We start from the raw sequence: 17,178 nt of genomic DNA, 5'->3' as shown, positions 1-17,178 counted from the left end.
CTCTGTTTCCCAAATACCCTGCGGGGAGTCGCGCCTCGCGCGACGGGGGCGCAAAGCCCCCCGCGACCCTAGCCGCATTGACAACGCCCGGCAATCGGGCCACACCCGCCCGACATACCCGCAACCGGGCGTTCCGTGGGCGCCAAACCGACGAGGAGGACTCCATGTCCCAGATCTCCCTGACCTTTCCCGATGGCAATGCGCGCGACTACCCCGCCGGCGTGACGGCGGCCGAGGTCGCGGCCTCCATCGCCCCCAGCCTCGCCAAGAACGCCATCTCGGCCAGCCTCGACGGCCGCCATATCGACCTGCAATGGCCGATCACGACCGGCGGCAAGATCGCCATCAACACCATGAAGGACAGCGAGCCGGCGCTGGAGCTGATCCGCCACGACCTCGCCCATATCATGGCCCGCGCCGTGCAGGAGCTCTGGCCGGACGTGAAGGTCACCATCGGCCCGGTGCGCGATTACGGCTGGTTCTACGACTTCGACCGCGCCGAGCCCTTCACCCCCGAGGACCTGGGCGCCATCGAGGCGCGGATGAAGCAGATCATCGCCGCCCGCGATCCGGTGCGCACCGAGGTCTGGGACCGCGCCCGGGCGCTGGCCTATTACGAGGACCGCGGCGAACCCTTCAAGGTCGAGCTGGTGAACCGCATCCCCGAGGGCGAGGATCTGCGGATGTATTGGCACGGCGACTGGCAGGATCTCTGCCGCGGCCCGCATCTGCAGCATACCGGCCAGGTGCCAGCCGACGCCTTCAAGCTGACGCATGTCGCCGGCGCCTATTGGCTGGGCGACGCCTCGCGGCCGATGCTGCAGCGCATCTACGGCGTGGCCTTCAAGAACCGCGACGACCTCAAGGCGCATCTGACCATGCTGGAGGAGGCCGCCAAGCGCGACCACCGCAAGCTGGGCCGCGAAATGGAACTCTTCCATTTCCAGGAGGAAGCGCCGGGCATGGTGTTCTGGCACCCCAACGGCTGGTCGATCTATCGCGAGCTGGAAGCCTATATGCGCCGCCGGCTGATCCGCGCCGATTACAAGGAGATCAAGACCCCGCAGGTCGTCGACCGCATCCTGTGGGAGAAGTCGGGCCATTGGGAAGCCTATCGCGAGAACATGTTCATCGTCGAGGTGGACGAGGAAGGCGCCAAGGAAAAGCGCATCAACGCGCTCAAGCCGATGAACTGCCCCTGCCATGTCCAGGTCTACAACCAGGGCCTGAAATCCTATCGCGACCTGCCGCTGCGGCTGGCCGAATTCGGCTCCTGCCACCGCTACGAGCCCTCGGGCTCCATGCACGGGCTGATGCGGGTGCGCGGCTTCGTCCAGGACGATGCGCATATCTTCTGCACCGAGGACCAGATCGAGGCGGAATGCGCCGGCTTCATCGGGCTCCTGTCCTCGGTCTACAAGGATCTCGGCTTCGAGAAATTCGACATCAAGCTCTCGACCCGGCCGGATGTGCGCGTCGGTTCCGACGAGATCTGGGACAAGGCCGAGGCGGCGCTGAAAGGCGCCATCGAGCACCTGGGCCTGCCCTATGAGGTCAATCCCGGCGACGGCGCCTTCTACGGGCCGAAGCTCGACTTCAAGCTGACCGACGCCATCGGCCGGGAATGGCAATGCGGCACCTTCCAATGCGACTTCAACCTGCCGCAGCGGCTTGAGGCGGAATATGTCGGCGAGGACGGGCAGAAACACATGCCGGTCATGCTGCACCGCGCCGTGCTGGGCAGCTTCGAGCGATTCATCGGCATCCTGATCGAGAACTATTCCGGCAAGCTGCCGCTTTGGCTGGCGCCGCGCCAGGTCGTGGTCGCCTCGATCGTCTCGGGCGCCGACGATTACGTGCATCAGGTGGTGGCCGCGCTGCGCAAGGCCGGACTGCGGGCCGAGGCCGACACCCGCAACGAAAAGATCAACTACAAGGTCCGCGAGCATTCGGTCGGCAAGGTGCCGGTCATCATGGCCGTCGGCCTGAAGGAGGTCGAGGAGCGCAGCGTTTCCGTGCGCCGCCTCGACCGGCAGGGCAGCGAAAGCCTGGGGCTGGATCAGGCGATCCAGGCCCTCGCCGCCGAGGCCACGCCGCCCGATCTGCGCTGACCGGCGCAGATCAGCAAGAATCTGCCCATGGCACCGCGCAAGCTGACCTCGCGTCAACTTGCGCGACGCATTATTGCTTGCGTTTTTCCGCGAATCGTTCATCCTCTCGTCCGCGTGAGCACGACTTTCTACCGCCTCCCTTCACGGGGCAGCCGGACTTGACGGGAAAGGGCTGCACGGCCCGGGCGCAATCTCGCCCCGGGAGGACTTGAAGGAGAGACGGTATAATGGCTACCGGCACCGTGAAATGGTTCAACGCCACCAAAGGCTATGGCTTCATCGCGCCCGATGACGGCGGCAAGGACGTGTTCGTCCACATCTCGGCGGTCGAGCGCGCCGGCCTGACCGGCCTGAACGACAACCAGAAGATCGCCTACGAACTGCAATCCGGCCGCGACGGCCGCAGCTCGGCCTCGGATCTGAAGCTGCTCTGATTCGACAGCACCCGGAATTTCGGAACCGGCCGGCCCCGCAAGGCGCCGGCCGCTTTCATGCCGGCCCCCGGCTTCTTTCTTGCACAAGTATCCCGGGGGACGCGAGGCAGGCCCCGGAAGGGGCCGGCCTCGCGGGGGACAGAGCCCCCTTTCCAGCCGCGCTGCAAGCCTCTATCCCGAAGCCCTGGACCGGGCGGAGGTGACGGGATGAATCTGGCCGAACATGTGCTGCAAGCCGGGCTGGCGGTGCCGGACAAGCTAGCCATGTCGGTCCTCGGCCTCAGCCGCGCCGACCGCTGGTCGCACGCCCGGCTGCGCCGGGCGGTGCTGGGCACCGCCACGGGCCTGCTGCAAGCCGGCCTTGCACCCGGCGACCGGCTGCTGATGCGGCTGGGCAACAATCCCGGCTTCCCGGTGACCTATCTCGGCGCCATCGCCGCCGGCATCGTGCCGGTCCCGACCTCGCCGATGCTGACCGCGCCCGAGATCGGCAGGATCGCCGCCGCCATCCGCCCGGCGATGATCGTCGCCGACCAGGGCATCGCGCTCCCGGACCACCCGGCCCCGGTTCTGCCCGCCGCCCGGCTCGCCGATTTCGCCGCCCTGCCGCCGGCCGGCTTCGCGCAACGCGATCCCGACGACCTGGCCTATATCGTCTTCACCTCGGGCACCTCCGGCCAGCCGCGCGCCGTCTGCCACGCGCATCGCGCCATCCTCGCCCGCCGGATGATGTTCGACGGCTGGTATGGGCTGACGGCGCAGGACCGGCTCTTGCATGCCGGCGCCTTCAACTGGACCTTCACGCTCGGCACCGGGCTCATGGACCCCTGGACCGTCGGCGCCACGGCGCTGATCCCGGTCGAAGGCGTCGCGCCCGAGCAGATCCCGCTGATCGCCAGCCGCCACGGCGCCACCATCCTCGCCGCCGCGCCCGGCGTCTTCCGCCGCATTCTGCGCGCCGAGTGGAAGCCTTGGGCCGGGCTGCGCCATGGCCTCACCGCCGGCGAGCGGCTCGACCCCGGGTTGCGCCGCGACTGGCAGGCGCGCACCGGCACCGACCTGCACGAGGCCATGGGCATGTCGGAATGCTCGACCTTCCTGTCCGGCAGCCCGGCCCGGCCGGCGCCCGAGGGCACGGCCGGCTTCCCCCAGCCCGGCCGCCGCATCGCCATCCTCGACGATAGCGGCGCACCGGGCCCGGGCCCCGGCATCCTGGCCGTGCACCGCTCGGACCCCGGCCTGTTCCTGGGCTATCTCGACCAGCCCGAGGAGACCGCCGCCCGCTTCCGGGGCGACTGGTTCCTGACCGGCGATCTGGCCGAGGCCACGCCCGAGGGGGCAATCCGCACCCTGGGCCGCGCCGACGACATGATGAATGCCGGCGGCTTCCGCGTCGCACCGGGCGAGGTCGAGGACGCGCTTTCCGCCCTGCCCGATGCCGGCGACGTCGCCGCCGCCGAACTGCCTGTCGGCCCCGGCACGAGCATCATCGCCGCCTTCTGGACCGGCCCCGCCACGGCCGAGGCGATGCGGCGGCAGGCCGAGGCGGCGCTGGCGCGCTACAAGCAGCCGCGCGAATACATCCGCCTGCCCGCCCTGCCCCGGACGCCCACGGGCAAGATCAACCGCCGCGCCCTGCGCGACATCCATCGCAAGGATCGCTGAATGACCGACCCCCTTCCCGGCCAAGTGCGCCTCGACATCTTCGCCGACCCGGTCTGCCCCTGGTGCCTGATCGGCAAGGCCGAGCTGGACCGGGCGCTGGAAAGCCGCCCCGGCCACCCTTTCGCCATCACCTGGCAGCCCTTTCGCCTCGACCCGCAGATGCCGCAGGCCGGGATGGATTACGTCGCCTACATGAAGATGAAATTCACCGACGAGAAGGGCATCATCGCCGCCATGAAGCCGGTGATGGAGGCCAGCGAGCGGCTGGGCCTGTGGATCAACCCCTCGCTGATCGAGCGGGTGCCGAACACGCTCGACGCCCATCGCCTGCTCTACTGGGCCGGGCTGGAGGGTGTGCAGAGCCCGGTCATGTCCGGCCTGATGCGGGCGCATTGGCGCGAGGGCCGGAACATCTCGAACCCGGACGTTCTGGTCGAGATCGGCGAGAAGGCCGGGATGGACGGCCGGATGATCCGCCGCCTGCTCGCCACGGCCGAGGACCGCGACCAGATCGCCAGCCGCGAACTGCATGCCCGGCAACGCGGCATCAACTCGGTGCCGACCTTCATCGTCGCCGACACCCATGTCGTCACCGGCGCGCAGCCGGCCAGCCTGTGGCAGAACGTCATCGACGAGCTGGGCGGCGGGCAGCAATAGCCTGCCCCCACAGGTTGTGCGGGCCGTGCGCGCGCCCGCAAGATCTGGAAATCGGCGCCGGTTTCGCCTATATTCATACCTCTCATGTTTTTCCGACTCCAACCGGGCGGGCGCGGCTGTATAAGACCCGCTCGCCCCGATTCCGACCCTAGCCAAGGACGCCTGCCATGAGCCGATTCTCCGCCCCTATCGCCGAGCAGATCTGGGACATGAAGTATCGGCTCAAGGACGCCGAGGGCCAGCCGATCGACCTGTCGGTCGAGGACAGCTGGCGCCGCGTCGCCCGCGACCTCGCACGCGTCGAGAAGGAGCCGGCGCTGTGGGAGGACCGCTTCTATGCCGCGCTGGAGGATTTCAAGTTCCTGCCCGCCGGCCGCATCCTGGCCGGCGCCGGCACCGGGCGCGAGGTGACGCTGTTCAACTGCTTCGTCATGGGCACGATCCCCGACAGCATGGCCGGCATCTTCGACATGCTCAAGGAGGCCGCGCTGACCATGCAGCAGGGCGGCGGCATCGGCTATGACTTCAGCACCATCCGCCCGCGCGGCGCCGAGGTGAAGGGCGTGGCCGCCGACGCCTCGGGGCCGCTGTCCTTCATGGATGTCTGGGACGCCATGTGCCGCACCATCATGTCGGCGGGCTCGCGCCGCGGCGCGATGATGGCGACGATGCGCTGCGACCATCCCGACATCGAGGCCTTCATCGAGGCCAAGCAGGACAGCGCCCGGCTGCGCATGTTCAACCTGTCGGTGCTGGTGACGGATGCCTTCATGCAGGCGGTCAAGGCGGATGCCTCCTGGGACCTGCAATTCGACGGCAAGGTCTATCACACCGTGCGGGCGCGCGACCTGTGGAACCGCATCATGCGCGCGACCTATGACTATGCCGAGCCGGGCGTGATCTTCATCGACCGCATCAACCAGCAGAACAATCTGAACTATGCCGAGACCATCGCGGCGACCAATCCCTGCGGCGAACAGCCCCTGCCGCCCTATGGCGCCTGCCTCCTGGGCTCGGTCAACCTGGCCCGGCTGGTCGAGGCGCCCTTTACCGCCGATGCGCGCCTGAACCCCGAGGCGCTGGACGAACTGGTCCGCACCGCGGTGCGGATGATGGATAACGTGGTCGATGCCTCGAAATTCCCGCTGCCGCAACAGGCGGCCGAGGCGCAGGCCAAGCGCCGCATCGGGCTGGGCGTCACCGGGCTGGCCGATGCCCTGCTGATGCTGGGCCTGCGCTATGGCGCGGCGGATGCGGTCGAGCAGACGCGGGCCTGGATGAAGGCCATCGCGCGTTCCGCCTATCTCGCCTCGGTCGATCTGGCCCGCGAAAAGGGCGCCTTCCCGCTGTTCGACGCGAAGAAATACCTGGCTTCGGGCTTCATGCAGCGCATGGATGCGGATCTGCGCGAGGCGGTGGCGCAGCACGGCATCCGCAACGCGCTGCTGACCTCCATCGCGCCGACCGGGACGATCAGCCTCTATGCCGGCAATGTCAGTTCCGGGATCGAGCCGGTCTTTGCCTATGCCTATACCCGCAAGGTGCTGCAAAAGGACGGCTCGCGCACCGAGGAGGAGGTCGTGGACTACGCCGTGCAGATGTGGCGCGACCTGAAGGGCGACGCGCCCCTGCCGGATTACTTCGTCAACGCCCAGACCCTGGCGCCGCTGGACCATGTCGCCATGCAGGCGGCGGCGCAGGACTGGGTGGACAGCTCGATTTCCAAGACCATCAACTGCCCCGAGGATATTTCCTTCGAGGATTTCAAGGACGTCTACCTGGCCGCCTGGGACAAGGGCTGCAAGGGCTGCACCACCTATCGCCCGAACGACGTCACCGGCTCGGTCCTGTCGGTCAGCGAAAAGACCGAGGAGGCGCCGCAGGCCGACAAGGGCGCCGACGTGGTCTATCTGACCGAGCCGCTGGACCGCCCGGCGGCGCTGGAGGGCGCGACCTACAAGCTGAAATTCCCCGGCAGCGAGCATGCGATCTACATCACCATCAACGACATCGTGCAGGGCGGCCACCGCCGGCCGTTCGAGGTGTTCATCAACTCGAAGAACATGGAGCATTTCGCCTGGACCGTGGCGCTGACGCGGATGATCTCGGCGGTGTTCCGGCGCGGCGGCGACGTGAGCTTCGTGGTCGAGGAGTTGAAGGCGGTCTTCGACCCGCGCGGCGGTGCCTGGATCGAGGGGCGCTACGTGCCCTCGATCCTCGCCGCCATCGGCGGGGTGATCGAACGGCACATGATCGCCACCGGCTTCCTGGCCGGCGAGGGCATGGGGCTGAAATCCGACCCCCAGGCCGAGGTCATGGCGGTGGGCGAACGCCCGCGCGGCCCGGCCTGCCCGGCCTGCGGCCAATACGGCATGCGCATGATCGAGGGCTGCATGACCTGCCCGTCCTGCGGCCATTCGAAATGCGGGTGAGAGGGCGGCCGGCTGTTGTTTGCCGGCCAGCCATGACCCAGGCATTCCCGCCCTCGTTCCCGCCCGGACGGGGCCGTAACTGACGACCGCCTGAGCCCGGCGGCGGCCCCCGCCGCCGGAGAGGGTGGCGGCAGGGTGCGCCACGCGCGGCTGGCCGATCAGCCCCCCGGGCGGTTTTGGGCGATGCAGCGCACGGAAAACCACTTCTGCAGGGCGGCAAGGCGCGACGCCCAAGAAACGGCACGCGCCCGGCGGCGCGGGCCAGTGCCGTTCAGGCGGCCAGCACGCCCGCCAGCGAATTCGGCGCGCTGTGGGTGATGCGCACCCGCACCAGGTCGCCGACCCTGGCCTGGGGCGCCTCGACGAAGACCGCGTGCAGATAGTCCGACTTGCCGACCATCTGCCCCGGGTTGCGGCCGGGCTTCTCGAACAGCACGCCCAGCTCGCGGCCGACCATGCCTTCCTGCGCGGCCTTCTGCTGGCTGGTCAGCAGCGCCTGCAGCTCCTGCAGGCGGGCATCGGCCACGGCGCCCTCGACCTCCGGCCGCTCATAGGCTGGGGTGCCGGGACGCGGCGAATACTTGAAGCTGAAGGCGGTGCCGAAGTTCACCGCGCGCACCAGCGCCAGCGTGTCCTGATGGTCCTGGTCCGTCTCGCCGGGGAAGCCGACGATGAAGTCGCTGGTCAGCATGATGTCGGGACGCGCCTCGCGGATGCGCTCGATCAGCCGCAGATACTGGTCCACCGTATGCTTGCGGTTCATCGCCTTGAGGATGCGGTTCGAGCCCGACTGCACCGGCAGGTGCAGATAGGGCATCAGCTTCGGCTCGTCGCGATGCGCGGCGATCAGGTCCTCGGCCATGTCGTTGGGGTGGCTGGTGGTATAGCGGATGCGGTCCAGCCCGTCGATTTCCGCAATCGCCCGGATCAGCCGGCCGAAGCCCCATTCGGCCCCTTCGGGCCCCTCGCCGTGCCAGCCGTTGACGTTCTGGCCCAGAAGCGTGATCTCGCGCACGCCGCGGGCGACAAGGTCGCGCGCCTCGGCCAGGATGCGCGAGACGGGGCGCGAGACCTCGGCCCCGCGCGTATAGGGCACGACGCAGAAGGCGCAGAACTTGTCGCAGCCCTCCTGCACGGTCAGGAAAGCGGCGGGGGCGCGGCGGGTGGCGGCGGCGGGCTTCGGCAGGTGCTCGAACTTGTCCTCGGCCGGGAATTCGGTATCGACGCCGCCTCCGGCCCGCGCCATGGCCGGCAGGCGATGATAGGCCTGCGGTCCCACCACCAGATCGACGATCGGCATGCGGCGCTGGATCTCCTGCCCCTCGGCCTGGGCGACGCAGCCGGCCACGCCGATCTTCAGGTCCGGCTTTTCCGCCTTGAGCGGCTTCAGCCGGCCGAGGTCGGAATAAAGCTTCTCGGCCGCCTTTTCGCGGATGTGGCAGGTGTTCAGCAGCACCATGTCCGCCTCGGCCTGGTTCTCGGTCAGGACATAGCCCTCGGCGCCCATGGCCTCGGCCATGCGCTGGCTGTCATAGACGTTCATCTGGCAGCCATAGGTCTTGATGAAGAGTTTCTTCACCGCCGGGGCGGATTTCGGGGCTTGGTCGCTCATGCCGTGCTGTCCTTGGGGTTCGCGCGCTGATACAGGAAATCGGCTGCCTTGGAAAGTCTGGGCGAAGATGAGCGACCTGACCACGATCCCGAATATCGGCCCCGCGACCGCCCGCGCCCTGGTCGCGGCCGGCATTCCCGATGCGGCCGCCCTGCGCCGCTGCGGCGCGCACGAGGCCTATCGCGCGCTGCTGGCCGCCGGCGAGCGGCCGCATTTCATCGGCTATTACGTGCTGCACATGGGCTTGCAGGGCCGGCCCTGGAACGATTGCCGGGACGAGGAGAAAGCCGCGCTGCGCCGCCGCTTCGACGCGCTGGTGGCCGAGACGCGCGCCGCGCCGCTTTCCGCCATCGAGGCGGCACTGGACCGGATCGGCCTGCCCCGCCCGCGCTAGGCGGCGTTTTCGCCGCACCGTCGGGCAATTCGCCGGGCGGGCCGCGCCGCGGCCGGCACTTGGCCCGAACCGCGACGGCGCCCCATTGAACCGCCCCCGGCGCCCGGCTAGCCTGCCCGCAAAGCAGATGGAGGCTGACGACATGAACCAACCGCAAAGCTGGGAAGCCCGGGCCGAGACCTATTCGCTCTATGGTTTCACCGACATGCCCTCGGTCCATCAGCGGGGCACCGTCGTCGTGACCCATGGCGAGGGTCCCTATATCGTCGATGTGCATGGCCGCCGCTATCTGGATGCGAATTCCGGCCTGTGGAACATGGTCGCCGGCTTCGACCACAAGGGCCTGATCGAGGCCGCCAAGGCGCAATACGACCGCTTTCCCGGCTATCACGCCTTTTTCGGCCGCATGTCCGACCAGACGGTGATGCTGTCGGAAAAGCTGGTCGAGGTCTCGCCCTTCGACAGCGGCCGGGTCTTCTATACCAATTCCGGCTCCGAGGCGAACGACACCATGGTCAAGATGCTGTGGTTCCTGCACGCCGCCGAAGGCAAGCCGCAGAAGCGCAAGATCCTGACGCGCTGGAACGCCTATCACGGCGTGACCGCGGTTTCGGCCTCGATGACCGGCAAGCCCTACAATTCGGTCTTCGGCCTGCCGCTGCCCGGCTTCATCCACCTGACCTGCCCGCATTACTGGCGCTATGGCGAGGAAGGCGAGACCGAGGCGCAATTCGTCGCCCGCCTGGCCCGCGAGCTGGAGGATACCATCACCCGCGAGGGCGCCGACACCATCGCCGGCTTCTTCGCCGAGCCGGTGATGGGCGCGGGGGGCGTGATCCCGCCGGCCCAGGGCTATTTCCAGGCCATCCTGCCGATCCTGAAAAAGCACGACATCCCGATGATCTCGGACGAGGTGATCTGCGGCTTCGGGCGGACCGGCAGCACCTGGGGCTGCCTGACCTACGACTTCATGCCCGATGCCATCATCTCGTCCAAGAACCTGACGGCGGGCTTTTTCCCCATGGGCGCGGTGATCCTTGGCCCCGACCTCGCGAAACGGGTCGAGGCCGCCGTCGAGGCGATCGAGGAGTTTCCGCACGGCTTCACCGCCTCGGGCCATCCGGTCGGCTGCGCCATCGCGCTGAAGGCCATCGACGTGGTGATGAACGAGGGGCTGGCCGAGAATGTCCGCCGCCTCGCCCCCCGCTTCGAAGAGGGGCTGAAGCGCATCGCCGACCGGCCGAACATCGGCGAATATCGCGGCATCGGCTTCATGTGGGCGCTGGAGGCGGTCAAGGACAAGCCGAGCAAGACCCCCTTCGACGGCAAGCTTTCGGTCAGCGAGCGCATCGCCAATACCTGCACCGATCTGGGGCTGATCTGCCGGCCGCTGGGCCAGTCCATCGTGCTGTGCCCGCCCTTCATCCTGACCGAGGCGCAGATGGACGAGATGTTCGAGAAGCTGGAAAAGGCGCTCGACAAGGTCTTCGCCGAGGTCGCCTGAGGCGGCGGGCGGCCCTACCAGGGGTCGCCCCCGCCCAGCACGGCGCGCGCCATCTGCACCCGCTGCGGCGCGATCTGCGCGACCTGTGCGAAGTCCAGCACGCGCTGGTCCTGCTCCAGCAGGAAATCCAGCACGAAGACCGCGAATTCCGGCCGCGCCGCCATGGCGCGCAGGCCCGCCACGTCGCTGCCCGATTGCGCCAGCAGCGCCCCCGCCAGATCGGCGTCCCCGGCGATATGGGCGAAGCCCGCCTCCGCGATGTCGCGCGCCTCGTTCGGTGTCATGCGTCTCTCGCCTTCTTCGAGGCCGCGGCGAAATCGTCGCGGCCGGAAAGGATTTGTTAACCATTGTCGCGCAAGATGCGGGCCAGGGCAGCGGGTGTAAAGCGGGCATGACCATGGCGGGACGTATTCTTGTCGTTGACGGCGTGCCGACGAATCGCATCACCATGAAGGTGCGGCTGGTCTCGGCCTGCTACGAGGTCTCGACCGCCGCCTCGGGGGCCGAGGCGCTGCGCATGGCGCGGCTGATCCACCCGCAGATCGTGCTGATCGGCGCCAGCCTGCCCGATATGGCCGGGCCGGCGCTTTGCGCGGCACTGCGCGCCCTGCCCTGCGGCGCCGAGCTGCCGGTGCTGCTCCAGGCCAGCGGCCCGGATCGCGTGGCGGCGCTGCGCGCCGGCGCCGCGGCGCTGGTCGAACCGGGCGACGAACTGACGCTGCTGGCCCGGATCCGCGGGCTGATCCGGCACGAGGCGGGCGCGTTGCCAGACCCCCTTCCCGGCCTGGCCGAGGCGGCGGCGGGCTTTGCCCATGACGCCCATGACGCCCATGACGCCCGGCCGCGCGCGGTCTTCGTCGCCGACCAGCCGGCCACCGCCCTGGGCTGGCGCCACGCCCTGCAGGGCCGGGTCGATTTCGCGATCTCGGTCAGCGATCCCGAGCGCGCCCTGGCCGAGGCGGCGGCGGGCCGGGTGGCCGACCTTTACCTGATCGCGGCGGATATCCAGCAGCCGGGCGACGGGCTGCGCTTGCTGTCCGAGCTGCGCTCGCGCCCGCATTCGCGCGAGGCGGGCTTCGTCGTCGCACTGCGCGCCGGGCGGGCCGAGATGATGCCGGTGGCGCTGGACCTCGGCGCCGGGGACGTGCTGGCCTGGGATCTCGCCGGTCCCGACGCAGCGCCCGAATCGGCCATGCGCCTGCAAGCCCAGCTTGCCCGCAAGCACGAGGCCGACCGCCGCCGGCATGAAACCCGGCGCAACATGCGCTGGGCGATGACCGACCCGCTGACCGGGCTGCACAATCGCCGCTATGCCCTGCCCCGCCTGGCCGAACTCGCGGCCGAGGCGCAGGAGGGCCGGGGCGATCTGGCGGTCATGCTGCTGGACCTGGACCGTTTCAAGCAGGTGAACGACGTCCACGGCCATCCCGCCGGCGACGCGGTGCTGGCCGAGATCGCCGCCCGCCTCGCCGCCGCGCTGCCCGAGGGCGCGCTGCTGGCCCGGATCGGCGGCGAGGAATTCCTGGCCGTGCTGCCCGATTGCCCGGCCCGCAGCGCCCGCCGGATCGCCGAGGCGCTGCGCCATGCGGTGATGGCCGCGCCGGTCGCCCTGCCGCATGGCTGCGCGCTGCCCGAGCTGGACGTCACCATCTCGGCGGGCGTGGCGGTCGGCCATCCCGGTCCGCATGCGCCGGCACTGGACCCCGAGGCGCTACTGACCAGCGCCGACCGGGCGCTGCTCAATGCGAAATCCTCGGGGCGCAACCGGATCGTCATGGCCTCGCAGATGATCGCGGCGTGAGGCCGCTGCGTCGCTTTGCCGCTGCCGCCGCGGTCGGCCGCGGCGCTTTTCTTTGCGGGCCTCTTGTCCTACATAGGGGCGGAACAGGAAAGGAACGCGCCGATGCCTCATGCCTATTCCGATGCCACCCTGCCCGAACGTCCCGTCAAGCCGGCCATGCTGCGCGGCGCCCTGGGCCGTTGTCCCGCCTGCGGCGAGGGGCGGCTGTTCCGGGGCTACCTGTCGGTCCGCCCGGCCTGCCCGCATTGCGGCGAGGAACTGCACCACCAGCGGGCCGATGACGGGCCGGCCTATCTGACCATCCTGCTGGTCTCGCATCTGGGCGCGCCGCTGCTGCTGGCGGTCTACATGATGTATCGGCCCTCGGCCATGGCGATGCTGATCGGCTTCAGCCTGGGCGCGGTCGTGCTGTCGCTCTTGCTGCTGCCGCTGATCAAGGGCGGGATGATCGGCTTCCAATGGGCGCGCCGCATGCATGGCTTCGGCGCCGGGCCCGCGGGAATCGAGGCTGCCGCGTCGTGAGCGCCGAGGCCGGAACCGCCCCCGCAAGCCGCAGCGCCGCCGAGCCGCCGATCCGCGACGCCGCCACCGTCATCGTGCTGGACCGCAAGGCCCGCGGCGGGCCGTCGGTGCTGATGGGGCAAAGGGGCGCCTCGGCCGTGTTCATGCCCTCGAAATACGTCTTTCCCGGCGGGGCGGTGGATGCCGCCGATGCGCAGGTTCGGCTGGCCGGCGACCTGCCGCCCCGGACCTCGGCGCTGCTGGCGGCCGAGCCGCGCCCCGACTCGGCCGCCACGCCGCTGGCGCTGGCCGCCGCCGCCCTGCGCGAACTGGCCGAGGAAACCGGCCTGCTGACCGGCCGGCCCGGCCCCGCCCCCAGCGGCTGGGACCATTATTCCGGCGCCGGGCTGGCGCCCGATCCTTCGGCGCTGATCTACCTGTTCCGTGCCATCACCCCGCCCGGCCGGCCGCGCCGCTTCGACGCCCGCTTCCTGCTGCTGGATGCCGAGCGCCTGCATGGCGACCGCAACGATTTCAGCGCCGCCTGCGACGAGCTTTCGCATCTGCATTGGGTGCCGCTGCCCGAGGCGCGGGCGCTGGACCTGCCCTTCATCACCGAAGTGGTGCTGGCCGAAGTCGCCGGCCTGCTGGCCGCGGCCGGGGACAGCCCGCTCGTCCCGCCGCCGACGGTGCCCTTCTTCGACAACCGCGACTCGGCGCCGCGCTTCCTGCGCATCGGCTGAGCCTGGCCGCAGCGCGCCCGGCTCAGCGTCCGATGAACCGCGGCGCGCGCTTTTCCAGAAAGGCCGCGACGCCCTCGGCGAAATCCCGGCTGCGCGCCATCTCGCCCTGCAGCCGCGCCTCCAGCTGCAGTTGCGCCGCCATGTCGTTGCCGCTTGATGCCCGCAGCGCCTGGCGGATCGCCAGGAAGGCCGCGGTCGGCCCCTCGGCCAGGGTTCGCGCCCGCTCTGCCACCACGGTCGCGAATTCCGCGTCCGGCACCGCCTCCCAGATCAGCCCCCATTCCGCCGCCCGGGCCGCCGGGATGCGGTCGGCGAACAGCATCATTCCCATGGCGCGCGGCACGCCGACCGAGCGCGGCACGATGAAGGTGCCGCCCGCATCCGGGATCAGCCCGATGCGGCTGAAAGCCTGCACGAAACTGGCGCTTTCGCTGGCGATGACCACATCGGCAGCCAGCGCCAGATTGGCCCCCGCCCCGGCCGCGATGCCGTTCACCGCCGCGATCACCGGCACCGGCGCGTCCGAGATGGCGGCCAGCATCGGCTCGTATTCCTCGCGCAGGATGGTTTCCACGTCGAAGCCGGCCGTGGCGTCGGTCAGGTCCTGGCCCGAGCAGAAGCCGCGCCCGGTCCCGGTCAGCACCACGCAACGCGTGCCCTGCGGCAGGTTCGTCATCGCCGCCACGATCTCGGCCCGCATGGTGCGGTTCAGCGCGTTGACGGTGTCGGGCCGGTTCAGCGCCAGCCGCGCAATGCCGTCCCGATGCGTGAATTCGATGGTCTGAAAGCTCATCCGGTCCCCCTGCTTTCGGCCATCCTGCCCAAGCACCGGCCAGGGGAAAAGGCCCGACCCTGCGTCAGTCGCGCATGATCCGGTCCAGCCGGGCCTTTTCCTCGTCCGAGAGCCGGGCCGGACCTTCTTCGGGCAGGTTGCGCGAGCGCACGAAGCGCCAGCCCAGCAGCAGCGCCAGGACCGCCATGACCGGCCCGGCCAGATAAAGCAGCCAGTTCACCCCGCGCGCCGGCGGCTCGAACAGCACGTATTCGCCGAAACGGTCGGTGACAGCCTGCACCGCCTCGGCATCGCTGTCGCCCGCGACCAGCCGCTCGCGCAGGTAAAGCCGCAGGTCGCGGCTGATCGGCGCATTGGATTCGTCGATGGTCTCGCCCTGACAGACCGGGCAGCGCAGGATCTTCGAGATCTCGCGCGCCCGCGACTCCAGCGCCGGGTCGGACAGCACCTCGTCGGGCTGGACCGCCAGGGCCGGCAGCGCCAAGAGCAGCGACAGGGTCAGGATCAGCGCGCGCATCGCCTACTCCGCCGGCTGGGCCGCGGCCCGGCTCTGCCGTGCGCCGGCGGCGACGCGATAGCGCCGGTCGGACAGGCTGATGCAGCCGCCAAGCGCCATCAGCGCCGAGCCCAGCCAGATCCAGCTGGCGAAGGGCTTGATATAGCTGCGCACCGCCCAGCCGCCGGCCTGCTGCTCGTCGCCGATCACCAGATAGAGGTCGCGGAACAGCCCGTTCTGGATCGCCGCCTCGGTCGTCGGCATGGCCTGCACCGGATAGACCCGCTTTTCGGGATGCAGCAGGGCGACCTGCCGGCCGTCGCGGCCGACCCTCATCGTGGCCACGATGGAATCGTAGTTCGGGCCGGTGCGCTCCTCGACCGCCTCCAGGGTGATGTCATAGCCGGCGACGGTAAAGGTCTGGCCGACCTGGGCGACGCGGATGTCCTCGACCTGCCAGGCCATCAGCAGGCTGATGCCGATGAAGGTGACGCCCAGCCCGGCATGGGCCACCGCCTTGCCCCAATCGGCGCGCGGCAGGCGGCGCAGGCGCGCAAGGCCGGAATTGCCGGTGCGCAGCCACAGGTCGGCCACCGCGCCGCCGACCAGCCAGGCACCCAGCCCGGCGCCGATCACCGCCAGCGCCGAATGCCCGGTCGAGACGGCAAAGACCAGCGCCATGACGGCGGCGGCAAAGACCAGCGCGCCGCGCAGCGGATAAAGCACGCGCTTCAGCCGGCCGCGCTTCCAGGGCAGGATCGCGCCCAGCGGCAGGATGATCGCCAGCGCCACCATGAAGGGGGTGAAGGCCTTCTCGAAGAAGGGCGCGCCGACCGAGAGCTTCTTGTCCCAGGCCATCTCGGCCACCAGCGGCCAGACCGTGCCGATGAAGACCACGAAGGCCGAAACCGCCAGCAGGATGTTGTTCAGCACCAGCGCCCCCTCGCGCGAGACCGGGGCGAAGGCGCCCCGCGCCTGCATCGAGGCCGCGCGCACGGAAAAGAGCAGCAGCGCCCCCCCGACGAAGAAGGCCAGGATCGCCAGGATGAACACGCCGCGCTCGGGGTCGCTGGCGAAGCTGTGCACCGAGGTGATGATGCCCGAACGCACGATGAAGGTGCCGATCAGCGAGAAGCCGAAGGCCATGATGGCCAGCAGGATGGTCCAGCTTTTCAGCACCTCGCGCTTTTCCACGACGATGGCGGAATGCAGCAGCGCGGCGGCGATCAGCCAGGGCATGAAACTGGCGTTCTCCACCGGGTCCCAGAACCAGAACCCGCCCCAGCCCAACTCGTAATAGGCCCACCAGGACCCCAGCGCGATGCCGATGGTCAGAAAGACCCAGGCCGCCAGCGTCCAGGGCCTGACCCAGCGCGCCCAGGCGGCATCGACCCGCCCCTCGATCAGCGCCGCCACGGCGAAGCTGAAGGCCATGCTGAGCCCGACATAGCCGAGATAAAGGAACGGCGGATGAAAGGCGAGGCCGGGGTCCTGCAGCAGCGGGTTCAGGTCGCGCCCGTTGAAGGGCGGGCTCGCCATGCGGGCGAACGGGTTCGAGGTGAACAGGATGAAGGCCAGAAAGGCCGCGCCGATCGCCGCCTGCACCGACAGCACCCGCGCCCGCAGCTTGGGCGGCAGGTTGGCGTCGAAGCTGGCCGCCGCCGCGCCGAACAGCGACAGGATCAGCACCCAGAGCAGCATCGAGCCCTCGTGATTGCCCCAGACGCCGCTGATCTTGTAGAGCATGGGCTTGGCGGTATGCGAATTCTCGTAGACCAGCGCGACCGAGAAGTCCGAGGTCACGAAGGCCATGGTCAGCGCCGCGAAGGAAATGCCGATCAGCCCGAATTGCGCCAGCGCGGCGGGGCGGGCGCTGTCGATCCAGCCGCCCCAGCCCCTGGCGGCGCCGATCATCGGCACGATCATCTGGAAAAGCGCCACGGCAAAGGCAAGGATCAGGGCGAAATGGCCGATTTCGGCGATCATGGGCTTCCTCCGGGTGGCTGCCCCGCAGAATAGCCGTGGCGCGGGCGGC

15 protein-coding genes are annotated in these 17,178 nt (G+C 69.4%); 10 read left to right on the top strand and 5 right to left on the bottom strand.

What is annotated here, in order from left to right:
* The first annotated feature begins 164 nt into the window (after positions 1–164).
* From thrS to L632_RS0110405, 5 genes are all read left to right on the top strand, one after another.
* Entirely contained in the window at positions 165–2,111 is a 1,947-nt protein-coding gene (gene thrS, locus L632_RS0110425; protein ID WP_028712421.1) for a threonine--tRNA ligase, read from the top strand.
* Positions 2,112–2,338: 227 nt separating this feature from the next.
* On the top strand, positions 2,339–2,545 hold the full coding sequence (locus tag L632_RS0110420) for a cold-shock protein (protein WP_011747293.1): 207 nt from the start codon (positions 2,339–2,341) through the stop codon (positions 2,543–2,545).
* Between the two features lie 207 nt (positions 2,546–2,752).
* Complete coding sequence (locus L632_RS0110415; RefSeq protein ID WP_028716766.1) at positions 2,753–4,210, top strand: class I adenylate-forming enzyme family protein; 1,458 nt, start codon at positions 2,753–2,755, stop codon at positions 4,208–4,210.
* Positions 4,211–4,867 (top strand): DsbA family oxidoreductase, encoded by a 657-nt coding sequence (locus L632_RS0110410; RefSeq protein ID WP_028712419.1) that lies wholly within the window; start codon positions 4,211–4,213, stop codon positions 4,865–4,867.
* 167 nt (positions 4,868–5,034) lie between these two features.
* Complete coding sequence (locus L632_RS0110405) at positions 5,035–7,299, top strand: adenosylcobalamin-dependent ribonucleoside-diphosphate reductase (RefSeq protein ID WP_028712418.1); 2,265 nt, start codon at positions 5,035–5,037, stop codon at positions 7,297–7,299.
* Between the two features lie 271 nt (positions 7,300–7,570).
* On the opposite strand, the gene miaB is transcribed toward L632_RS0110405, so the two are convergent.
* Positions 7,571–8,911, bottom strand: a complete 1,341-nt coding sequence (miaB, locus tag L632_RS0110400; RefSeq protein WP_051416180.1) for a tRNA (N6-isopentenyl adenosine(37)-C2)-methylthiotransferase MiaB — start codon at positions 8,909–8,911, stop codon at positions 7,571–7,573.
* 67 nt (positions 8,912–8,978) lie between these two features.
* Between miaB and L632_RS0110395 the strand changes: the two genes are divergently transcribed.
* Positions 8,979–9,305 carry a TfoX/Sxy family protein gene (locus L632_RS0110395; RefSeq protein WP_028712416.1) on the top strand — a complete coding sequence of 109 codons (327 nt, stop codon included), beginning with the start codon at positions 8,979–8,981 and terminating at the stop codon, positions 9,303–9,305.
* Between the two features lie 142 nt (positions 9,306–9,447).
* Positions 9,448–10,809: an aminotransferase gene (locus tag L632_RS0110390; RefSeq protein ID WP_028712415.1), complete on the top strand. Its 1,362-nt coding sequence runs from the start codon at positions 9,448–9,450 to the stop codon at positions 10,807–10,809.
* A gap of 14 nt (positions 10,810–10,823) precedes the next feature.
* Here L632_RS0110390 and L632_RS0110385 read toward each other — a convergent pair whose 3' ends face one another.
* Complete coding sequence (locus tag L632_RS0110385) at positions 10,824–11,093, bottom strand: DUF3572 domain-containing protein (protein ID WP_028712414.1); 270 nt, start codon at positions 11,091–11,093, stop codon at positions 10,824–10,826.
* 113 nt (positions 11,094–11,206) lie between these two features.
* On the opposite strand from L632_RS0110385, the gene L632_RS0110380 reads away from it, so the two are divergent.
* From L632_RS0110380 to L632_RS0110370, 3 genes are all read left to right on the top strand, one after another.
* Positions 11,207–12,610, top strand: a complete 1,404-nt coding sequence (locus tag L632_RS0110380; RefSeq protein ID WP_028712413.1) for a diguanylate cyclase domain-containing protein — start codon at positions 11,207–11,209, stop codon at positions 12,608–12,610.
* Positions 12,611–12,712: 102 nt separating this feature from the next.
* Positions 12,713–13,132, top strand: coding sequence for a DUF983 domain-containing protein (locus L632_RS0110375; RefSeq protein WP_028716765.1), 420 nt, complete (start codon positions 12,713–12,715; stop codon positions 13,130–13,132).
* Complete coding sequence (locus tag L632_RS0110370) at positions 13,129–13,854, top strand: DNA mismatch repair protein MutT (protein WP_028712411.1); 726 nt, start codon at positions 13,129–13,131, stop codon at positions 13,852–13,854. Before L632_RS0110375 ends, L632_RS0110370 begins: the two co-directional genes overlap by 4 nt.
* 22 nt (positions 13,855–13,876) lie before the next feature.
* Here the strand turns inward: L632_RS0110370 and L632_RS0110365 are convergent, their stop codons facing one another.
* From L632_RS0110365 to L632_RS0110355, 3 genes are all read right to left on the bottom strand, one after another.
* Complete coding sequence (locus L632_RS0110365; RefSeq protein WP_028712410.1) at positions 13,877–14,647, bottom strand: enoyl-CoA hydratase-related protein; 771 nt, start codon at positions 14,645–14,647, stop codon at positions 13,877–13,879.
* Positions 14,648–14,711: 64 nt separating this feature from the next.
* The gene (locus L632_RS0110360) at positions 14,712–15,164 is read right to left on the bottom strand and encodes a cytochrome c-type biogenesis protein (protein WP_028712409.1); all 453 of its coding nucleotides are present in this window, start codon (positions 15,162–15,164) and stop codon (positions 14,712–14,714) included.
* Between the two features lie 3 nt (positions 15,165–15,167).
* The gene (locus L632_RS0110355) at positions 15,168–17,129 is read right to left on the bottom strand and encodes a heme lyase CcmF/NrfE family subunit (protein WP_028716764.1); all 1,962 of its coding nucleotides are present in this window, start codon (positions 17,127–17,129) and stop codon (positions 15,168–15,170) included.
* Between the last annotated feature and the right edge of the window lie 49 nt (positions 17,130–17,178).

It is taken from the genome of Paracoccus sp. J39 (genome assembly GCF_000518925.1).
In the GTDB taxonomy this organism is placed as follows: Bacteria; Pseudomonadota; Alphaproteobacteria; order Rhodobacterales; family Rhodobacteraceae; genus Paracoccus.
Note: the sequence above shows the minus strand (reverse complement) of the source record. Positions and strands in the feature narration are given on the sequence as shown.

Excerpts from the sequence above, each read along its gene's own strand:
- L632_RS0110385 (WP_028712414.1), bottom strand. The coding sequence starts at position 11,093 with ATGACACCGAACGAGGCGCGCGACATCGCGGAGGCGGGCTTCGCCCAT.
- L632_RS0110360 (WP_028712409.1), bottom strand. The coding sequence starts at position 15,164 with ATGCGCGCGCTGATCCTGACCCTGTCGCTGCTCTTGGCGCTGCCGGCC.
- thrS (WP_028712421.1), top strand. The coding sequence starts at position 165 with ATGTCCCAGATCTCCCTGACCTTTCCCGATGGCAATGCGCGCGACTAC.
- L632_RS0110355 (WP_028716764.1), bottom strand. The coding sequence starts at position 17,129 with ATGATCGCCGAAATCGGCCATTTCGCCCTGATCCTTGCCTTTGCCGTG.
- L632_RS0110410 (WP_028712419.1), top strand. The coding sequence starts at position 4,211 with ATGACCGACCCCCTTCCCGGCCAAGTGCGCCTCGACATCTTCGCCGAC.
- L632_RS0110380 (WP_028712413.1), top strand. The coding sequence starts at position 11,207 with ATGGCGGGACGTATTCTTGTCGTTGACGGCGTGCCGACGAATCGCATC.
- L632_RS0110405 (WP_028712418.1), top strand. The coding sequence starts at position 5,035 with ATGAGCCGATTCTCCGCCCCTATCGCCGAGCAGATCTGGGACATGAAG.
- L632_RS0110395 (WP_028712416.1), top strand. The coding sequence starts at position 8,979 with ATGAGCGACCTGACCACGATCCCGAATATCGGCCCCGCGACCGCCCGC.
- L632_RS0110390 (WP_028712415.1), top strand. The coding sequence starts at position 9,448 with ATGAACCAACCGCAAAGCTGGGAAGCCCGGGCCGAGACCTATTCGCTC.
- L632_RS0110420 (WP_011747293.1), top strand. The coding sequence starts at position 2,339 with ATGGCTACCGGCACCGTGAAATGGTTCAACGCCACCAAAGGCTATGGC.
- L632_RS0110365 (WP_028712410.1), bottom strand. The coding sequence starts at position 14,647 with ATGAGCTTTCAGACCATCGAATTCACGCATCGGGACGGCATTGCGCGG.
- L632_RS0110375 (WP_028716765.1), top strand. The coding sequence starts at position 12,713 with ATGCCTCATGCCTATTCCGATGCCACCCTGCCCGAACGTCCCGTCAAG.
- miaB (WP_051416180.1), bottom strand. The coding sequence starts at position 8,911 with ATGAGCGACCAAGCCCCGAAATCCGCCCCGGCGGTGAAGAAACTCTTC.
- L632_RS0110415 (WP_028716766.1), top strand. The coding sequence starts at position 2,753 with ATGAATCTGGCCGAACATGTGCTGCAAGCCGGGCTGGCGGTGCCGGAC.